The sequence below is a fragment of the Litchfieldia alkalitelluris genome (assembly GCF_002019645.1).
GTDB classification, from domain to species: Bacteria; Bacillota; Bacilli; order Bacillales; family Bacillaceae_L; genus Litchfieldia; species Litchfieldia alkalitelluris.
Genome location: NZ_KV917374.1, coordinates 4,214,372 through 4,232,510, shown reverse-complemented (window position 1 = coordinate 4,232,510; position 18,139 = coordinate 4,214,372). Strand labels below are relative to the sequence as shown.

The window sequence follows — 18,139 nt, the reverse complement described above, 5'->3', positions numbered from 1 at the left end:
TCGTCACACCTGTATTGAATTTCTAAAAATTCCTCGGTCCACCTTGAATGAAAAATTATGCAGAATATAAAATTCTTATGGTCCCTTATAATGGAAATGTGCAAGTTAATTTAGGGGATTTTGTAATAAGTAATGTCCTCTACACCAAAATTAATAAAATTTATATCAAATACATTTTAATGAGAATACTGTGATGGTTTTAGATTTTTAAAAGGGGAGGACAACTTATAGAAAATCATAACTGACCATATAATGATCTATTTTTAATATCTATAAGCACCTTCGCATGTATTAGCTATTGGTTCATAATAACAATGTTGTTTATACTTTCCTGTAAATGGTTGATTGTACCATGTAGGTGGACACTCTGCATATGGATTAAAGTACCAAAGAGCATACTGGGAAGGATGTTGTCTCCAGTATTTTAAAACTTTTTTGGCTAAATCTTTTTCTACTCCTCTTGCTGGGCTATAAAATAAGTTTCCTTTTTGTACTGCTTCAAAAGAATAATTTCCACCTTGAACCTGATAAATCACGTCCCGTATTGACCTTAAATCTCTAAAATCAAGACAATCAGCTTTTAGTCGATTAACAATCACATTACCGACCATAAGCATTCCTAATTTCCCTTCACCCTCGGCTTCTGCCCTCATCATTCTTGCTACTAATCCAATGTCATTTTCGGTATATGCTACTCTTGTCACTACTCATCACCTCTATAAGATTATATTTAGAAAAGTTTATTAAAATGTTAAGTAGTTCTGTTGCGGTGGAGAAATAAATGACATCAAAGTGAAACGAAAATTGAATCATTTAAAGGAAAATACATTTCACCTAAAAGTAAAATGTTCATAATAATTGAGATTCTCTTTACAAATACTAATATTTATCTATAAAAGCTATATTCTAGTTTTTGTCCTTCGAGACAATTGTGATGCTTGTGGCAAAGACTCATAATCTCTGGCTGATAACGAACCAAAAAAAATTAGCCTCCCACTAAGTGAGAGACCTTCTTACAAACAAAGTTATCCCCAGTATGCTCCCCATTTTTTCATTTCTTTTATCATTTTATGTAAAGCTTGTCCTTTTTCTGTAAGTGTATATTCCACTGTTACAGGAACTGTTGGATAAACAGAGCGAATTAGTATGTTATGTTCCTCTAAATGCCTTACTGTATCGGTTAATGCTTTTGGGCTAATCTTTGAAATAGCTTTTTGTAATTCTCCAAACCTTTTTGTGCCATCAAACAGTTCTCTAAGTACGAGAAAAGACCACTTTCCTCCTATTACATTTAGTGCTTTTTCAATTGAACATTCAACTTGAATGTTCTCAGCTTCTTTCACTTGGTTTTCTGACTGGTTTAGTTGACTCATAGATCTTCACTTCCTTTTGTGTAGTAACTATAATTTTTGAAGTATATACAGTTGAAGTAATTATATCAAAAAAATTTCAGTAATTGTAATATCATTTCAGAAAACATATACTTTTTTTGAAAGACAGATTTACAGTTTTTGAACAAGAGAGAAAAGTCATAAGTAAACACCGTCTTAAAAGTGTGCTTGTAAGTGATATTGTAAATCGAAGCCTTTACATCCTAGTAACACGAGTATTTTAATCAAATAAGGAGAATGCATAATGGTGAACAGTATTACAAAGTACAACAACACTTATGGTGTGAAAAAGCCATGCATGGCTTAAGCGTTTTTCAAGTGAGTGATGGGGAAGAAGTGTAGTTGCTCAGTAAGAACTGCTTTAGAACGAGGTTATTGAAGTTTGATACCGCTTATAATATTCAACTTGTTTGACCATTAATACAAAGTTACATTTTGTCATCAAGATAGTGAACTTTGAAATTACTTACTGAATTAAGTTAACTAGGATTCATTAAAAGAGAGAGAATAAGAAGTAAATTAAAAACCTTGGGAGGTATGATGACGATGAAATACAGAAGATTGGGAAGAAGCGGCTTGAAAGTAAGTGAAATTAGTTTAGGTAGTTGGTTAACGTACGGGAAAACCGTAGAAGATAATGTGGCTGAGAAAACAATACATAAAGCATACGAATTAGGTATTAACTTTTTTGACTCTGCAAATGTATATGAACAAGGTGAGGGTGAGCGAGTGATGGCTCAAGCACTTAAAGAGTATCCTCGTGAATCTTATGTCATTACAACCAAAGCATTCTGGCCAATGGGTGAGGGACCGAATGACCGGGGTCTATCTAGAAAGCATGTAACTGAACAAGTAAATGCTAGCTTGAAGAGAATGAACCTTGATTATGTGGATATATTTTATTGTCATCGTTATGATTCAGAAACACCTGTTGAAGAAACCTTGCGAACAATTGATGATTTGATTCGTCAAGGGAAAATATTATATGCAGGGGTAAGCGAATGGAGTGCAGCACAAATTGAAGAAGCAATGCGTGTGGCAGATCAATTTTTATTAGACCGTATTGTTGTTAATCAACCACAATATAACATGCTTCACCGTTATATTGAAAAAGAGGTTATTCCTGTGAGTGAAAAATACGGTGTGGGGCAGGTTGTGTTTTCTCCACTCGCTCAAGGAGTATTAACAGGGAAATACAAGGCTAATAGCGTTCCTGGGGATAGTCGAGCGTCGAATGAATCTATCAACAACTTTATAAAAGGCATGCTAAATCAAGCAGTTTTTAGAAAAGTAGACCAATTAGAGGATCTTGCAAATGAGTTGAACATTACATTACCTAATCTAGCTTTAGCTTGGATCTTAAATCAATCTAATGTTTCAAGTGCCTTAATCGGTGCAAGTAAGCCGAGTCAAGTTGAAGAAAATGTGAAAGCAGTTGATATTGAGCTCTCAAATGAAATTATTCAAAAAATTGAGGCGATTTTGGAGTAATAATCTTTTTCTAGATGGATGGATTTAAACTAACATGAAGTTGTGAAAATGGTTTTGGCTCCCATCTGAAACGATAAATAAATAAAACTAGAGGTGAATATAATGAAGTATAGACGTTTAGGCAAAACAGATTTAGATGTTTCTGTGGTTGGTGTTGGTACTTGGCAATTTGGAGGAGATTGGGGAAGAGATTTCAATCAAGACGAGGTAGATGCTATTTTAACTAGAGCAAAAGAACTGGGAATTAATTTGATTGATACAGCAGAATGTTATGGTCCTCATCATATGTCTGAACGCTTTATTGGAGACTTTCTATCCAGAGAACGTCGAGAAGACTGGGTTGTGGCTTCAAAGTTTGGACATAAATGGCACGATTCATGGGGGCATGCATGGAGTGTTGATGATGTCCGTGTGCAATTAGAGGAATCCTTAAAGGCATTAAAAACCGATTATATTGATCTCTATCAGTTTCATTCTGGATCAGATGAAGATTTTAATAACGATGGCCTTTGGACAATGTTGGACAAACAGGTACAAGCAGGTAAAATTCGAAACCTGGGAATTTCGATAGGTAGCAATAATAATATTTATCAAACCTCTAACGCAACGAAAGTAGGGGCAAAGGCCATTCAGGTTGTATATAATCGACTCGATCAAATTCCAGAGGAGCAGGTATTTCCTTCTTGTATTGAACAAGACCTTGGTGTATTAGCGCGAGTCCCATTAGCGAGTGGATTTTTAAGTGGAAAATATAAGCCAGGAGCGGTATTTAGCGATAATGTAAGAAAAGGTCGTAGTAGAGAAGATGTAGATGAGAAGTTGCGTTTGGTTGAGCAAATCAAACAAAATGAAGTGCCAGAAGGTGTAACTATGGCGGAATGGGCATTGGCATGGTGTTTACAACACCCTGCAGTCACTTGTGTAATTCCTGGTTGTAAGAGTGTAGAGCAAGTGGAAATGAATGCAAGAGCGTCTCAACTTGATTTAGTAAAAGATAATCATCCAAGTGCAGTCATCAAATAGACTTAGACGACGAGGGGGAAATCCTTTTTAATTAGAAAAACAAAAAAAGAAAGAGTATAGATTGATAGACGTTAAAGGAAAAATTGCACCAAATTATCAAGCTACTCGTTGAAGTTGAACGAAAGGCACTAAAGTAGATGTTTAAAAATAATACGGTTGTGCAAATTGCCTACAATAAGTATTATTGGAAACTTCAGTTGAAGACTTGAAATGAGCATCTGTAAGGTGTTTCAGTATTATGCATGCAAGGAATTCTGGCTAACCCTATGTTTCGAACAGTGCACATGTTGAATTTGGTTTAAAAATTTTATGGAAAATCTAGCCTCCCACTTGAGTGAGAGGTTTTTCTATATCTATATCAAAAACATCGCAATCGTCTTTACAACCAAACCAATCACAACCAGCAACAAAATCCTTCTTGCAAGTTCAAACGAATCCACTCTACAAATCGCCGCGATTTGACTTTATGCGGTTAACGTTGGAGCATGCCTAGATGGCTTTCACAACTAAAACTACAGGGTGCAGTAATGTGGATCAAAAATGGTCATTCTTTAATTCATAGTAGACTAAAACTGAGAAGCAACTTATATATCATCCAAAAAAAAAGAAGCCCAAATGCGGACTTCTATCTTCCCATAATTATTGGAAATGGTGGCGGCCAAAAAGGTGGTACTGGAGGTAGTCCCCAATAAGGCGGATAAAACCAAAAAGGTGGTGGATAAATTTGCGGTCTAATAGTTATTGGATATCCATATAACATGTTCAATAACACCTCCATTAATTTGTTGATTTTATTTTATGTAAGAAACTTAAGGGTGAACATAGTCCTTAAAAAATTAGAATAACTTAAATGCAGTACGCTTTAAGTAACAGGAAATCTCATTCAACTATCGGTCAGTCATCTAATAAGGAACAACGTTATTTTTAATGTGGAAACCGCAGGAATATAATAGTTTCAAGGGGTATTTAGAGTGACGTTACAGGATTTATTTTCTAATTTGCCATTACAATTGGATTTACGTTTTTCATAATCGGACTTTTAATTCGATTATTATATCTTTAGCTGTAAGGGGTGGAGTAGATAATACAAAAACAAAAAAGGTGTTAAAAGAGTTGTTGGAGATGCAACGAAAGAATAAAAACAATTGAACATATATCTTGTTGTAGTACAAGGGGCTTTAGTTCAACAAGCCCTCTCAATTATATCCAGATCAAATCTTTTGCTACACAGTACAAATATACTGTACAGCGGCCTATATATAGGGTGTTACTACTTACCTATGTGAAGTATAAAACCTCAGAAAAAACGCCTGTGAGCAAAATTCTCAAAAGGCGTTTAATTCGGTTTGGATGTGCTAATTAAATAGCTTATTTTAGATTTTGAATTGTTTTGTTAATTCACGAAGATCTTCCAATAACTTGTCTAGATGATACACACTATTTGCAATGTGTTCCATAGAACTGCTCGTTTGTTGAACAGAAGCTGAAGTTTGCTCAATACCAGCAGCTGCCTCTTCTGAAACCGAGGCAATATCATTGATAAATACCCCAATTTGGTTTGAATCTGCTTTGATTATTTCAAATTCAGCTGTATTTTTATTTATCTTCTCAATCATGGTAGCGAGTGCCACTGTCATCTTATCGAACTTTTCTCCAGTCGTGTTGATGTGTTTTTTTCCTAGTTCTACCTGATCAAACCCTTCATTTAAAGAAGTGGCTGCTTGGTTTGAATCTTCCTTTATGCCTTCGACAATTTGCCTAATATCTACACTTGATCGGGATACTTGTTCCGCAAGTTTACGAATCTCGCCTGCCACAACGGAAAAGCCTTTACCACTTTCCCCTGCTCTAGCAGCTTCTATGGCTGCATTTAGTGCTAATAAATTCGTTTGCTCTGCTATTTCTTGAATTACTTTCACTAAATGATTAATTTCTCCTGATTTTCTGTCTAGGCTCATTACTTGATTAACAGCTTTATCTACGATCTGATGAATCGTACCCATTTGACTAATTGAGGATTTCATTAATTTTTTTCCCTCATCCGTTAAATACCTTACTTCATTTGCTGTCGAAGCAATCTCTATACTACTTTCACTTGCGGTTGAAATTTTTCCGACAAATCGATTCATTGTACTAGCCAAGTCAGCGGTAGATACTGCTTGAGATTCAGCTCCACTAGATAATTCTTGCATGGTAACTGCAACCTGATTACTTCCTTGGATAATTTCATCGGAGGATGATCTAATTGATGTGGATTGTTGTTTCACTTGACTCGATAACTCTGACAACATATGAATGATATTCTTTAAATTTATTTGCGTTTCCCCTGCTGATGTAAATAGTTGCCCAATTTCATCTTTTTTATTTGTCTTAGAAAGGGTTGCATTCAGATTCCCATTAGAAATCTCATTCATCATAGCTGTTACTTCTTGAATTGGCTTAGAAAATCTCCTACTAAATACCCATGCAACGAATGTAACAATGATAATAGTAACAACTGCAACGATAATAAGTAAATATATAATATTATTCTGTGATTTCTTCACAATGGATACGTCTTGGCTGATATTCATAACACCTATTACTTCAGTATTGGTAGGGTCAAATAACGGTATGTATGATTCTAAAAATTGACCAGTTTCTTGGGTAACCTCATCGCCTTTTAATACCTGTTCAATAATTGCTCCGTTGGTTATATGGTTACCAATACTTTCTTCTTTAGATGATACTAATATTTCTCCTTCAGGATTGGTGATATGTAAATGAACTCCATGTAGAGTTTGAGTTATGGAATTTATAAACTGACTATTTAATCCTGTTTGAAGTGTACCTACCGTGACATTTCCATCTTTAATCGGTACGAATGCTCGAACAGCCAAACCGCTGCTTCCAAACTCAAAGCCTGATATTTCGTCACCTTTCAGTGCTGCTTGAATAGCTGGCTTATCGCTCTTGTTGTCTCCGAATTTTTCTGGATTATGACCTCTGTAAAAAACAACTCCATTTGAGTCACCAAATTCTAAAACATCAAGGCCATGTTCAACTTCTAATCTCTTATATAATTCTTGAACCTTAGTATCGAGCCGTTCTCTATCATTGCTTTGATAAGCCTTTATTAATTCTTGATCATTGGCATAAAGCTTTGTAAGATTCAGCAATTGTGTTGAGGCTAAGTTTAACTGTGTTAAAATTGAACCTCTCGTGGCATCCTGATTTTCATTTAAAAGATTCGAAAAGCCATCTTTTGTTTTTAAGTAGAGAATCGTACTGACTAATAACAACGGTAAAATTGAGGCAATTAGCAGTACAGAAAATAGTTTGGAACGAATGGACTTAAACAAGAAAATTTCCTCCTAGAAGTTAATAGATACAAGACATGAAATCTATTATACTATTTTTGACAAATATTGTGCGAAAGAAATAAAATTTTACATTTAATTAATAAAAATGTTCAGCAAAAATGGACAGTTACCGAAAAGGAACAGTCGTAAAGTAGTTTAAAATACTAAGTTCCACCTCTCTTTAATATAAGAATAGACTTATAATGGAATATTTTCGATTTTATACTTCGCACAAATGACAAACGTTATTTTTATGGGGAAATCTAAAATTATAATGAAGGAGGACTGAAACCTTATGTTTTCCGCTGCGAATTGACCTAATGCTGTTAAATTTGCATCACCAGCCCAGATTGAAATGATTTGCTTTATCAAGGAAAAGTCCATCACTGTGAAGAGGGTTACTTTGGTTATAAGGTTATCTATGATAATTTGTGTGTGTAGTCAAATAAAAAGAAAGGAAAGGTTACTCTAATAATTTTTTAATTTGGAAATGTTTATGGTAAGATGTGGATTATAATAAATATCGAAGTTTGGTGATGATATGAAAAATAAAATTGAAGAATTATTAGATAATTTATCATTATTGGAACTATCATTAGAGCACACACGGACTGCGGTTGTTATTACCGATAAAAATGGGGCACTAACATATGTAAACAAATACACTAGAGAAATGTATGGGTTGCCGGATGAGGTGCTTTCCCCTGAACAGTGGTCAAAATTCTTTACAGCATTATATCCAGATGGAAAAACACCCATTGACCGAGCTGATCTTCCCCTCTTTCGATTATTGAATGGTGAATCCGTTCATGATTATGAATTATGTGTGAGAACTAAAAAAGATGATAAACTTAACTACTACATTTTAAATGGTGACCAGTTAAAAGATAAAAATAATGAAATAGTCGGCACCTTTCTAATGGCTGTAAATATAACAATCCCAAAATTATTGGAACAAGAGTTAAAAGTAACTGTCGAAAACTACGATAAACTCATTGAAAACTCTCCTAATCCGATTATTATTCACAAAGATGGGATTATTTTATTTGCAAATCCTGAAGCAGCTAAAATATTGGGTGCTAAAAATTCTAATGAAATCATTGGAAAGCATTTATTGAATTTTATTCATTCTGACAGTAAAGAAGGTGTTCTCCAAAGGTTTAACCAAGTTAAAAGTGGACAAAAATTAGAGTTTATAGAAACAAAACTCACACGATTAGATGAAGAAACAAGAGTAGTGGAAACTTCTTCAATCAACGTTGTTTATAGAGGACAAGAAGCTATTATGTCGGTAGGTAAGGATATTACTGAGAGAAACAGGGTTAGGGAACAGTTAGAAAAAAGCAGGCAACAATACCAATCGCTATTTGAATTTCATCCAGATGCTGTTTTTATGTTTAACTTAGAAGGGAATTTTGTCAGTGCAAATTATACCTGTGAAAAAGTGTCTGGATATACACCAGAACAGTTGATTGGTACTTCATTTATACCTTTACTAATTCCCGAGGACTTAGACAGAGTTTTAACAAACTTTCAAAAAACAATTGAGGGAGCACCTCAAAATTTTGAGTGTTCAATTTTTCATAAACAAGGCCACGCCATAAACCTTAGTGTAACGAATGTACCGATCGTAGTAGATGGTAAAACGGTTGGAGTGTATTGTATTGCAAAAGATATGACTGAACAAAGGAATATGCAAGAAAAGATTCATCATATGGCTTATTACGATAGTTTAACCAACCTTCCTAACCGTCAATTATTAAGTGAACGGTTAAAAGAGGTTTTAACTGAATCGGAACAAAATAATCATTCCTTTGCTGTATTATTTATAGATTTAGACCATTTCAAATTTATTAATGATACGATGGGGCATGACGTAGGAGACTTACTTTTAAAGGAGGTTGCAAAAAGGTTACAATTGTCGATTCGTGACCAAGATATGGTTTCCCGTTTAGGTGGAGATGAATTCATTATACTGTTAAATAACGTGGAAAAAGAAGTAGTGAATCGCATTGCTCTCAGAATAATAGACCAATTTAGGTCACCGTTGGATTTAAAGAATGTTGAAGAAGTTCTTATTTCGCCGAGTATTGGAATCAGCTTATATCCAGATGACGCTAATAACATTGATGCAATGGTAAAGTATGCAGATACGGCAATGTATATGGCTAAAGCTAAAGGTAGAAATAATTTTCAATATTACACAAGTGAATTGAGCCAAATTCTCCAGCGAAAAGTTTCAATAGAGAAAAGTTTACGAAAAGCAATCCATAATCATGAAATGGAAATTTATTATCAACCAATTATTAATTTGAAAAGCGGAGACTTGATTGGTGCGGAAGCTTTACTAAGGTGGACTAATCCGGAAATGGGGGTAATATCACCAGTTGAATTTATTCCTATCGCAGAGGAAACTGGAATAATCCAAGAAATAGGGGAATGGGTGCTAAAGGAAGCTTGCACACAAAATAAACAATGGATGAATCAAGGGCACGACAATCTACAAATAATGGTGAACATATCTATTCGTCAACTACAAAATAGAAATTTTTACCAGAAAGTCGAAAAGATTTTAAAGGAAGTTGGCTTAGATGCTGAGCATCTTGTCCTAGAAATTACTGAAGGCATTTTGCATGACCCTCATGATTCAATTGTGATACTTAATCAACTTAGAGAAAAAGGCGTTAAGATCGCTTTGGATGACTTTGGTACTGGATATTCTTCTTTAAGTTATTTAAAACATTTACCTATTGACCGTTTAAAGATAGACCGTTCATTCATTCAGGATTTGATAACCAATCCAAATGCTGTTTCTATGGTTAAGAGTATCATTGATATAGGAAGAAATTTAGATTTGAAAATTGTTGCTGAAGGAATAGAAACCGAGGAGCAATTAGCTGTTCTGAAAGAGCTTCAATGTACCAATGGACAAGGGTTCTTTATCAGTGAACCTCTATGTTCAAAGACCTATGAAAACACAATACTAAAGGAATTATTATAGGGACTGGGATTTCAGTCCTTTTTTGTTGAAAGAAGAAAGAAAAATACTAGAGACATTTATAAGCTCCTAATGGGCTATAGTATACACATCGTTATTTTAGATTAACAAACGATACATAACGGAGTTTCTTTTTTAGACGTATCGAACCCTAAACATTTGTAAATAATTGTTTATATTAAAATATTGTTTGCCTACTACTTTACGGAGGGACAAAAGCTGTGAAAATAGATCATGACATAAGGCTCCCAGAATATCCTGAATCCTACTGGTTTAAAAACTTGGATATACCACAATTTAGTCAATTAAGTGAAGATATTGAGGTGGATGTAGTTATTGTCGGTGGGGGGATTACAGGAATAACTTCGGCATACCTTTTATGTAAAGAGGGTTTAAGGGTCGCTATTCTAGAAGCTGGTAAATTATTAAATGGGACAACTGGTCATACAACTGCCAAGGTAACGGCTCAACATGATTTAATTTATGACGAGTTTATTAATCACTTAGGGCACACAAAAGCAAGAATGTACTATGAAGCGAATACAGAAGCAATGAAATTTATTAAAAATACTGTGAAAGAACATAATATTGATTGCGATTTCACTAAACAAGATGCTTTCTTGTATGCAACGACCGAAAAGTATAACAGCAAATTAGAAAAAGAATTAGAAGCCTATCAAAAGCTAGAAATAGAAGGAGAACTAGAAAACAGTATACCTTTTGATATAAAGATACTAAATGCCCTTTCAATGAAAAACCAAGCCCAATTTCACCCTTTAAAGTATCTTTCTCATCTACTACAAGAGGTTGTGAATTCTGGGGGGCTTTTATTTGAAAATACCATAGCAGTAAATATTGAGGAGGAAGACCGAAAAGTCAATGTCCGCACCCGTAACGATTATAGTGTTAAGGCAGATTATGCTCTAGCTTGTTCTCACTTTCCTTTTTATGAGGGGACAGGATTGTATTCAACTAGAATGTATGCCGATCGATCTTATGTTCTTGCCGTGAAAACGGAAAGGGAGTACCCTGGCGGTATGTATTTAAGTGTAGATCAACCTAGCCGTTCACTTCGTTCTGTTAAGATTAACGGTGACAATGCAGTTTTAGTTGGTGGAGAAAGTCATAAAACAGGACAAGGGAAGGATACTCTGGAGCATTACAAGGCTTTAGAGAAATTTAGTAAAGACGTTTTAAACTCTAATAAGATACTTTATCGGTGGTCAACTCAGGACCTAATTACTTTGGATAAAGTACCTTACGTTGGCGCTATTACTGCTTCACACCCACAAATCTTAATTGCCACAGGTTATCGTAAATGGGGAATGACTAATGGGACAGCTGCCGCTCGATTACTTAGGGACATTGTGATGAAAAGGGAGAATCCATATGAGGAATTATATACTCCTTCTCGTTTTTACGCAGATCCAAGTTTAAAAGTATTTTTTAGAGAAAATTTTGATGTGGCAAAGCACTTAATAAAAGGGAAATTAGAAATATCCGAAAAAGAAGTTAGTGATTTATCAACTGATGAAGGTGCAGTTGTTTCAATAGAAGGAAAACGTAAGGGTGCGTACAAAGATAGTAATGGAAAACTCCATATTGTTGATACGACCTGTACCCATATTGGTTGTGAAGTAAATTGGAACCATGGCGATCGAACATGGGATTGCCCTTGTCATGGCTCAAGGTTCTCCTATACAGGTGAAGTTATAGAGGGGCCAGCTGAAAAGTCTCTTGCTAAACTGGACGATCATACAATGCTTGACAATTTCACCTCTGAAAAATCTGGTTATTAGTTGTAACCAATAAATATACAAACAGGAGCTTTTCTAATAAAGCTCCTATTTGTTTTTTATTTAAATTATTCCCATTCCTTTCCCTTACTACAAAATTGCATTGGCCAGGTATAACCGATAATAGCACCTACGAAAGCTGGTAAAATCCATCCAAGACCAATGTGGTAAAGAGGTAAATAATTAATGTAGAACAATTTAACTCCTTCAAGTAATGGGACAGTCGCTCCAGGCAAACTATTGGCTAACGCGCTGTAACCGTCTATAATACTAACGAAAAAGGTTAGGAACATTGACGTCGCATAAACACTTTGCTTTTTAGAAAATAATGGTGAGAAGAGTGCTGATAATATAAGAACAATAGCTAACGGGTACAAGAGCATTAAAACCGGCACTGCGAATTGAATAATATTATTTAAGCCGAAGTTTGCAATTGAGAATGATATAAAACATAGTATGAACACGAACCATTTATAACTAACTTTTGGTAATAATTTATGGAAAAACTCACTGCATGCCGTAATAACTCCGATGCTCGTTTTTAGACAAGCAAGTACAATAATAATTCCTAATAAAATGGAACCAAATGAACCAAAATAATATTGAGATACTGCTGAGAAGATCAGACCACCATTTTCAAATGTGCCGATTGCTGTTACGCTCGATGCTCCTATATACGTGATAAGACCGTAAATAATCATCATTAGCCCCATCGCGAACATGCCTGATTTCACTGTAGCTTTTGAAATATCTTGCGGATCGGTAATTCCTTGGCTCTTAATTGCATTGATGACAACAATACCGAAGGCGAGTGAAGCAAGAGCATCCATCGTGTTATAACCCTCTTTAAAGCCTGTCATAAAAGCCAGTTGAGTGTAGTCGCCTGTTGGATTACCAAAGTTACCCATTGGCTTAATTACGGCAATTCCTATTAAAAAGAATAAAAATACTAAAAACGCTGGGGTTAAATATTTGTCTATATAGTCTATAATTTTCGCAGGATTCAGTGAAAAATAATAGACAATCACAAAAAATAGTAAGCTAAAGATTCCAAGCCATAAACTAACTTGTTCTGGATTGATAAATGGTTCAAACCCAACAACAAATGGGACTGTCGCTGTACGAGGAATGGCGAAAAAAGGACCAATTGTTAAGTAAAGAGTCACTGTGAAAACACTTCCAAATATTGGATGTACCCGATTAGCCAAATCACGAAGTCCACTACTTCCGGATAGCCCGATTGCTAAAATTCCTATAAATGGTAGACCAATCGCTGTTACTAAGAAACCTATTAATGCTGGCCAGAAATTTGTCCCAGCAAGCTGTCCTAGCTGTATAGGAAAAATTAAGTTACCAGCCCCGAAATACATTCCAAACAGCATCGTACCAATGATTCCATATGTTGAAAACGGTAATTTTTTTTGCGTAAATATTGTGCTCCTTCTATGATGTAAGTAGTATTCTCTTTCAAAAACAATAAATATAATAATATCAATCTTTGTATAGAGACACAATCCATTTTAATATCCTATTTTTAGCCCCACCTTTTCTGACTTGAGAATCGCACCCTTTTGATAATTTAGCTGGTTTATCTACAGAAAGTTTTTATCGTTTTATAGAGTTAAATTGCCTATATGGTTATGGTTTTTCCTACGAAAAAAAGTATATAGTCAGAAATAACAGGCTGGCTGATATTGTTTATCGTCTTTGTTCAACTATAGGATTCAATCTTTTGTTGAATCATTAAAATCTTTGGTTGAAAGAGTAATCAAAAAAATTAGCCTCCCACTAAGTGAGAGGCCTTTTCTATAACAAAAACATCGCTACAATCGTGGTCACAACCAATCCAATCACAACCAGCTCAAACCGATCGACTCCACAAATCGCTGCCGCAGGAATTAACGACCAAGGAACAAGCGTTCCTCCACCGACCCCGATGGCTGGCGCAAAAAGCTGAGCGTTTGTTTTTGGTGACTAGTGAATATTTTTAGAAGATAGGTAATTAAAGTTGGTATAATTTGAACTTAAGTGATTTGTGAAGATGCACTTCAACCAAAGGTGCAGTAATCTGGAATCAGAAACATCATTCTAAAATGCATAGTAGACTAAATACTGCGCAATAAACTACTTCTGTTTTACGGGACTTTGTGAAGGTTATCGCTTAAAGGGTTGTTTAATGCAATCAGTGAAATGAAGTCACCAAGAAAAATATTGAATTAAAAACCGTTTAAAGGTCAACCTAAAACTAAGAACATTACAGGGGGGGATAGTTTGATGTCAGAAAAACCCGCAATTACATCATCCGAACTTGGTACGTTATGGCTTACATATCAAGAGAAAACAATGATTTTACGAATGTTAGAATATTTTATAGAGAAAGCCGATGATGAAAAAGCCAAGGATATTATGAGTAATCTATATAGAGATCTTACGCCTTATGTTACTAAAATAACAGAAACTCTACAAAATGAAGGGGCTGTAATACCAGTTGGCTTTACTTTAGAGGATGTTAATAAAGAGGTGCCGAATTTATATGATAATGGTTTCGACATCATGTTCGTTCGACTATTAAAGGAAATTAGTATGGGATTACATTCACTAAATATAACGATGGCATATCGAGAAGATATTGTCATGATTTTTAAAGAACTTACTGCCATTACTCAAGAGTATTATAATCTCTGTACACAATATTTGCTTGAAAAGGGTATGCTTGCTCGTCCGCCTTATGTTTCGATGCCGAAATCAGTTGAGTTTGTTAAAAACACCAACTATTTAGGTGGACTTCCCCTCAATTTACTCAGCGAAAAAAGAACATTAAATACGGTAGAAGTTGCTCAACTACATCATGCTGTTGAATCAAATATGACTGGAATGCAAATGATAACAGGATTTGCTCAATGTGCAAATAAAGAAGAAGTAAAGAAGTTTTTCTTAGAAGGAGCGGAAATTGCTAAAAGTATAATAAAGGAGTTATGCGAACTTTTGTTACATGATGACATACAAACCCCTGTAACCTCGGGTGGTAATCCAACACGTTCTACGGTCGCTCCTTTTTCTGATAAACTGATGATGTATTGCACAAGCCTTTTTTGTAGTTTTTCTATGGGAGGTAGCTCACTAGGAACTGCTTTTAGTTTGAGAAATGATTTGCCAGCAAAAATGACTATTTTTATGAAAGATATTTTCGAGTATGCTCATGACGGTGCAAAAATAATGATTAAAAATGGTTGGATGGAAGAACCACCTCAAATGGAAGATCGTAACCAAAAGATGAATTGAGTGATATTGGGTGAGCTGTTATAAAAAACCTAAAAAACATGAGGCTTTATTATGGAGCATAGCATTACCAGGGTTCGGTCAATTATTAAATAGGAGGTTATTTAAAGGGAGTATATTTATTTTTTTAGAATTTCTTGTAAATGTAATGAGTAAATTCAACTTAGCGATAATATATTCTTTTACAGGAGAAATACACAAAGCCATTGATGTTACAAATTTTCAATGGCTTATGTTCTATCCTTGTCTGTATATGTTCGCAATGTGGGATGCATATAGGGATGCAGAAGGAAACATAAATCCGTATTCGTATATCCCTTTTGTTTTTGGTGCTTTTTTTATAACAATTGGTTTAATTTTTTCAACAAAACTAAAAATAATGGGTGTCTTATTTGGTCCAGTATTTTTACCGATGCTCTCTTTAGTTCCTGGTCTTATGATTGGATTTATCATTTATTATATAGTTCTAGCAAAACAATAAAGTAATTTGCACTAGTAACAACACCATACTTACGAAGGGTATCCAATAGATTAGGAATTCAGTAACTTTCTTTTTCTTTTGCTCTTCAAGAGGAATATTGAAATATGAGTTGGGATATCTTTATAGCTAGCAGCAGGCGTAATCCCAATTTTTGTAATGAGATCATTCGAAGGAGTTTTTTCTTCACTTTTAGCCTGATTCTAAAAATGCTATCGAGTTATTACACTTGCCCCGAATATATGTATGCCTCTAACTCTTCTTTTTGGTTATAAAAAGCATTCGGACGAATCTCGTACAAGTCTGGCTGCTGGGAAAACATAAAGTTAGTGATTTTAATTAGGCCAGCCGAACGTAGCAAAACTAAATGATAATGTAAGTTACTTTTTGAAAGGTTTGTTAATCTTACAAGTTGTGTAAAGGTTTTAGGTTCAGTAGCTAGAATTTGCAAAATTCTAAGCCGTTTCTCGTCAGCCAGAGCTTTCGTCTTTCTTATTAAAGATAAGGGTACTTTTTGTTCACCCTCGTTTGGGATATCGACGGAAAATTGGATTAAGATAGTTTCCTTAAAACTGTATATTCTATTTTGAGGAGAAAAATGGTAGGTAGGGATTAATATAATTCCTGAGATTTCCTCACTTTGTTGAATGTAGATTCCATTTGTGCATTCTTCAACAATCATATCAGGGGCAATACTGTTCTGTTTTAATTTTTTTTCCTCCGCTGCAAACGTTAAGTAGCGATTCACATCATCTTTTACCTTATAAATCTCATCCCATAAAGACAATACTGTTACGTAATAGTTTCTAAAATAATCGAGATCCTTTAAGGGATTTTCTCTAAAATAGATATATAACAATTCATAGATTTCACCGATTGATAGTTCCTTCAACCAAGAGATAAATTGTTGTAGTGAATTCTTATATGGACTTTTCTTAATAAGAAGGAGTAAATATCCTACAAGATGTATTGTTTCTTGATCCTTCAATAATTCTATCAATTCTGGTTGGATACGATCCTCGATATTCTTAAACCAATGTTTATCCAAATCATAGCTTGCTTTTTGCGTTATATATACAGACAAACTAGAAACCACCTCATAAATAGGTGAAAACTCAATTTCTACTTTAATAAGCCAGTTTATATACTTACAAGCAATTATACATTCTCGGCAGCTGAAGAATTTGCCTATAACTTGAAAAATCTAAACCGTGCCACAGTTGTTGGAGAATTTACGGGAGGAGCAGCTCTTCCGGGTGGCATTCAACCAATTACTAACCACTTTGAAGCCTTTATATCGACAGGAAGAGCTATTAATCCGATCACAAATACCAATTGGGAGGGCACTGGTGTTGAACCACACGTCCTAATTGAAAAAGAAGAAGCGTTCGAATACAGCTACAAGCAAGCTTTAGAATATGTAAAAGAAAATACAAAGAGGTACCTGGATATTCCTTTTTACTCAAGGAGGTTGAACAGGTTCTAAAGTAATATTTAATGCCTGGCCCCCATCGCGTTAAAGCTTTAACATGCCGGGGGTCAAGGTATTACCCTGCAGAAAGGAGGGATTTGCTCTTAGACATCGAACATCTGAAGGTTCATTTATCACTAAGCAATGTAAATAGTCAACTTATGCAGGATTTATTTAGAACTAATAATAAACATTCTAGAGGGTCTCTTTTTGTTTCTTTTATAGATATCCCGCCATTTAAAGCGATAATCCTCCTTTTGTATTATTTCCTTTTCTTAAATCACATATATTGGTGTAGATTTATAAGTTAAGCGGTAATGTGAATATTAACTGTGTGGTGAAAAATATAAATGAGAAAAGCATAATATTCAAATATATGAATAAATTCACTGCTCTCAACTCGGAAGAACAACAGGTTTTCTCGAATGATATCGTTGTAAAGGAATATAAAAAAGGAACCTATTATATAAGAAGATGGCTACCAAACGTTACTTTGTGTTAAAAGGTTGCATTATGTAGTACTTGATTGACGAAAAAGGATAAGAGGTAATAAATATAAACAATTGGAGAAAATGACACGCAAGGTGATAGAAGAAGATTTTGGTCAAGTACAAGTAGAGTTTGCAACGTATGTCGCTTCTATACCAAAAGAGAGTTTCAAATCACTTTTAATGAAGCCATCAAATTGAGGCATAAACGCCCTATATAGCTATATGGTTATATAATCGACTGAAGCAATAAATAGTAAGATACTAAAGACTTTAGGAATAGTAAGACTTTGAAGCCACGTAACTAACAACCAATAGTGTACACCCAAAATTATATTAAACCAACAGTATAAAAAACCTAAATAATCCACTTATAAAAAAGA

At 34.7% G+C, this 18,139-nt stretch carries 13 protein-coding genes and 1 pseudogene; 9 read left to right on the top strand and 5 right to left on the bottom strand.

Annotated features, from left to right (window positions below; genetic code table 11):
• Positions 1-263: 263 nt before the first annotated feature.
• Positions 264-704 carry a cell wall hydrolase gene (locus BK579_RS19680; protein ID WP_078548405.1) on the bottom strand — a complete coding sequence of 147 codons (441 nt, stop codon included), beginning with the start codon at positions 702-704 and terminating at the stop codon, positions 264-266.
• A gap of 321 nt (positions 705-1,025) precedes the next feature.
• A complete protein-coding gene (locus BK579_RS19675; protein WP_078548403.1) occupies positions 1,026-1,373 on the bottom strand; it encodes a winged helix-turn-helix transcriptional regulator in 348 nt (115 codons plus the stop codon).
• A gap of 564 nt (positions 1,374-1,937) precedes the next feature.
• Here BK579_RS19675 and BK579_RS19670 point away from each other — a divergent pair.
• Together BK579_RS19670 and BK579_RS19665 are read left to right on the top strand one after the other, a co-directional pair.
• Positions 1,938-2,882, top strand: a complete 945-nt coding sequence (locus tag BK579_RS19670; protein WP_078548402.1) for an aldo/keto reductase family protein — start codon at positions 1,938-1,940, stop codon at positions 2,880-2,882.
• 102 nt (positions 2,883-2,984) lie between these two features.
• Positions 2,985-3,905 carry an aldo/keto reductase gene (locus BK579_RS19665; protein WP_078548400.1) on the top strand — a complete coding sequence of 307 codons (921 nt, stop codon included), beginning with the start codon at positions 2,985-2,987 and terminating at the stop codon, positions 3,903-3,905.
• 1,373 nt (positions 3,906-5,278) lie between these two features.
• On the opposite strand, the gene BK579_RS19655 is transcribed toward BK579_RS19665, so the two are convergent.
• Positions 5,279-7,246: a methyl-accepting chemotaxis protein gene (locus BK579_RS19655; RefSeq protein WP_078548397.1), complete on the bottom strand. Its 1,968-nt coding sequence runs from the start codon at positions 7,244-7,246 to the stop codon at positions 5,279-5,281.
• Between the two features lie 541 nt (positions 7,247-7,787).
• On the opposite strand from BK579_RS19655, the gene BK579_RS19650 reads away from it, so the two are divergent.
• The gene (locus tag BK579_RS19650) at positions 7,788-10,247 is read left to right on the top strand and encodes an EAL domain-containing protein (RefSeq protein WP_078548395.1); all 2,460 of its coding nucleotides are present in this window, start codon (positions 7,788-7,790) and stop codon (positions 10,245-10,247) included.
• Between the two features lie 218 nt (positions 10,248-10,465).
• The gene (locus tag BK579_RS19645; protein ID WP_139365126.1) at positions 10,466-12,043 is read left to right on the top strand and encodes an FAD-dependent oxidoreductase; all 1,578 of its coding nucleotides are present in this window, start codon (positions 10,466-10,468) and stop codon (positions 12,041-12,043) included.
• 65 nt (positions 12,044-12,108) lie between these two features.
• Here BK579_RS19645 and brnQ read toward each other — a convergent pair whose 3' ends face one another.
• On the bottom strand, positions 12,109-13,422 hold the full coding sequence (brnQ, locus tag BK579_RS19640; RefSeq protein WP_078550710.1) for a branched-chain amino acid transport system II carrier protein: 1,314 nt from the start codon (positions 13,420-13,422) through the stop codon (positions 12,109-12,111).
• Between the two features lie 449 nt (positions 13,423-13,871).
• Here brnQ and BK579_RS26820 point away from each other — a divergent pair, with 449 nt between their 5' ends.
• From BK579_RS26820 to BK579_RS19630, 3 genes are all read left to right on the top strand, one after another.
• Complete coding sequence (locus tag BK579_RS26820; RefSeq protein WP_268876528.1) at positions 13,872-13,997, top strand: hypothetical protein; 126 nt, start codon at positions 13,872-13,874, stop codon at positions 13,995-13,997.
• A gap of 317 nt (positions 13,998-14,314) precedes the next feature.
• A complete protein-coding gene (locus BK579_RS19635; RefSeq protein ID WP_078548394.1) occupies positions 14,315-15,322 on the top strand; it encodes a DUF3231 family protein in 1,008 nt (335 codons plus the stop codon).
• Between the two features lie 10 nt (positions 15,323-15,332).
• Positions 15,333-15,800, top strand: coding sequence for a hypothetical protein (locus tag BK579_RS19630; RefSeq protein WP_078548392.1), 468 nt, complete (start codon positions 15,333-15,335; stop codon positions 15,798-15,800).
• Positions 15,801-16,020: 220 nt separating this feature from the next.
• On the opposite strand, the gene BK579_RS19625 is transcribed toward BK579_RS19630, so the two are convergent.
• Positions 16,021-16,881 carry an ArsR/SmtB family transcription factor gene (locus tag BK579_RS19625; protein ID WP_078548391.1) on the bottom strand — a complete coding sequence of 287 codons (861 nt, stop codon included), beginning with the start codon at positions 16,879-16,881 and terminating at the stop codon, positions 16,021-16,023.
• Between the two features lie 51 nt (positions 16,882-16,932).
• Between BK579_RS19625 and BK579_RS19620 the strand changes: the two are divergent.
• Positions 16,933-17,283, top strand: a pseudogene (locus BK579_RS19620) (S41 family peptidase); the annotation flags it as partial.
• Positions 17,284-17,831: 548 nt separating this feature from the next.
• A complete protein-coding gene (locus BK579_RS26815) occupies positions 17,832-17,957 on the top strand; it encodes a hypothetical protein (protein ID WP_268876527.1) in 126 nt (41 codons plus the stop codon).
• The last annotated feature ends 182 nt before the right edge of the window (positions 17,958-18,139 follow it).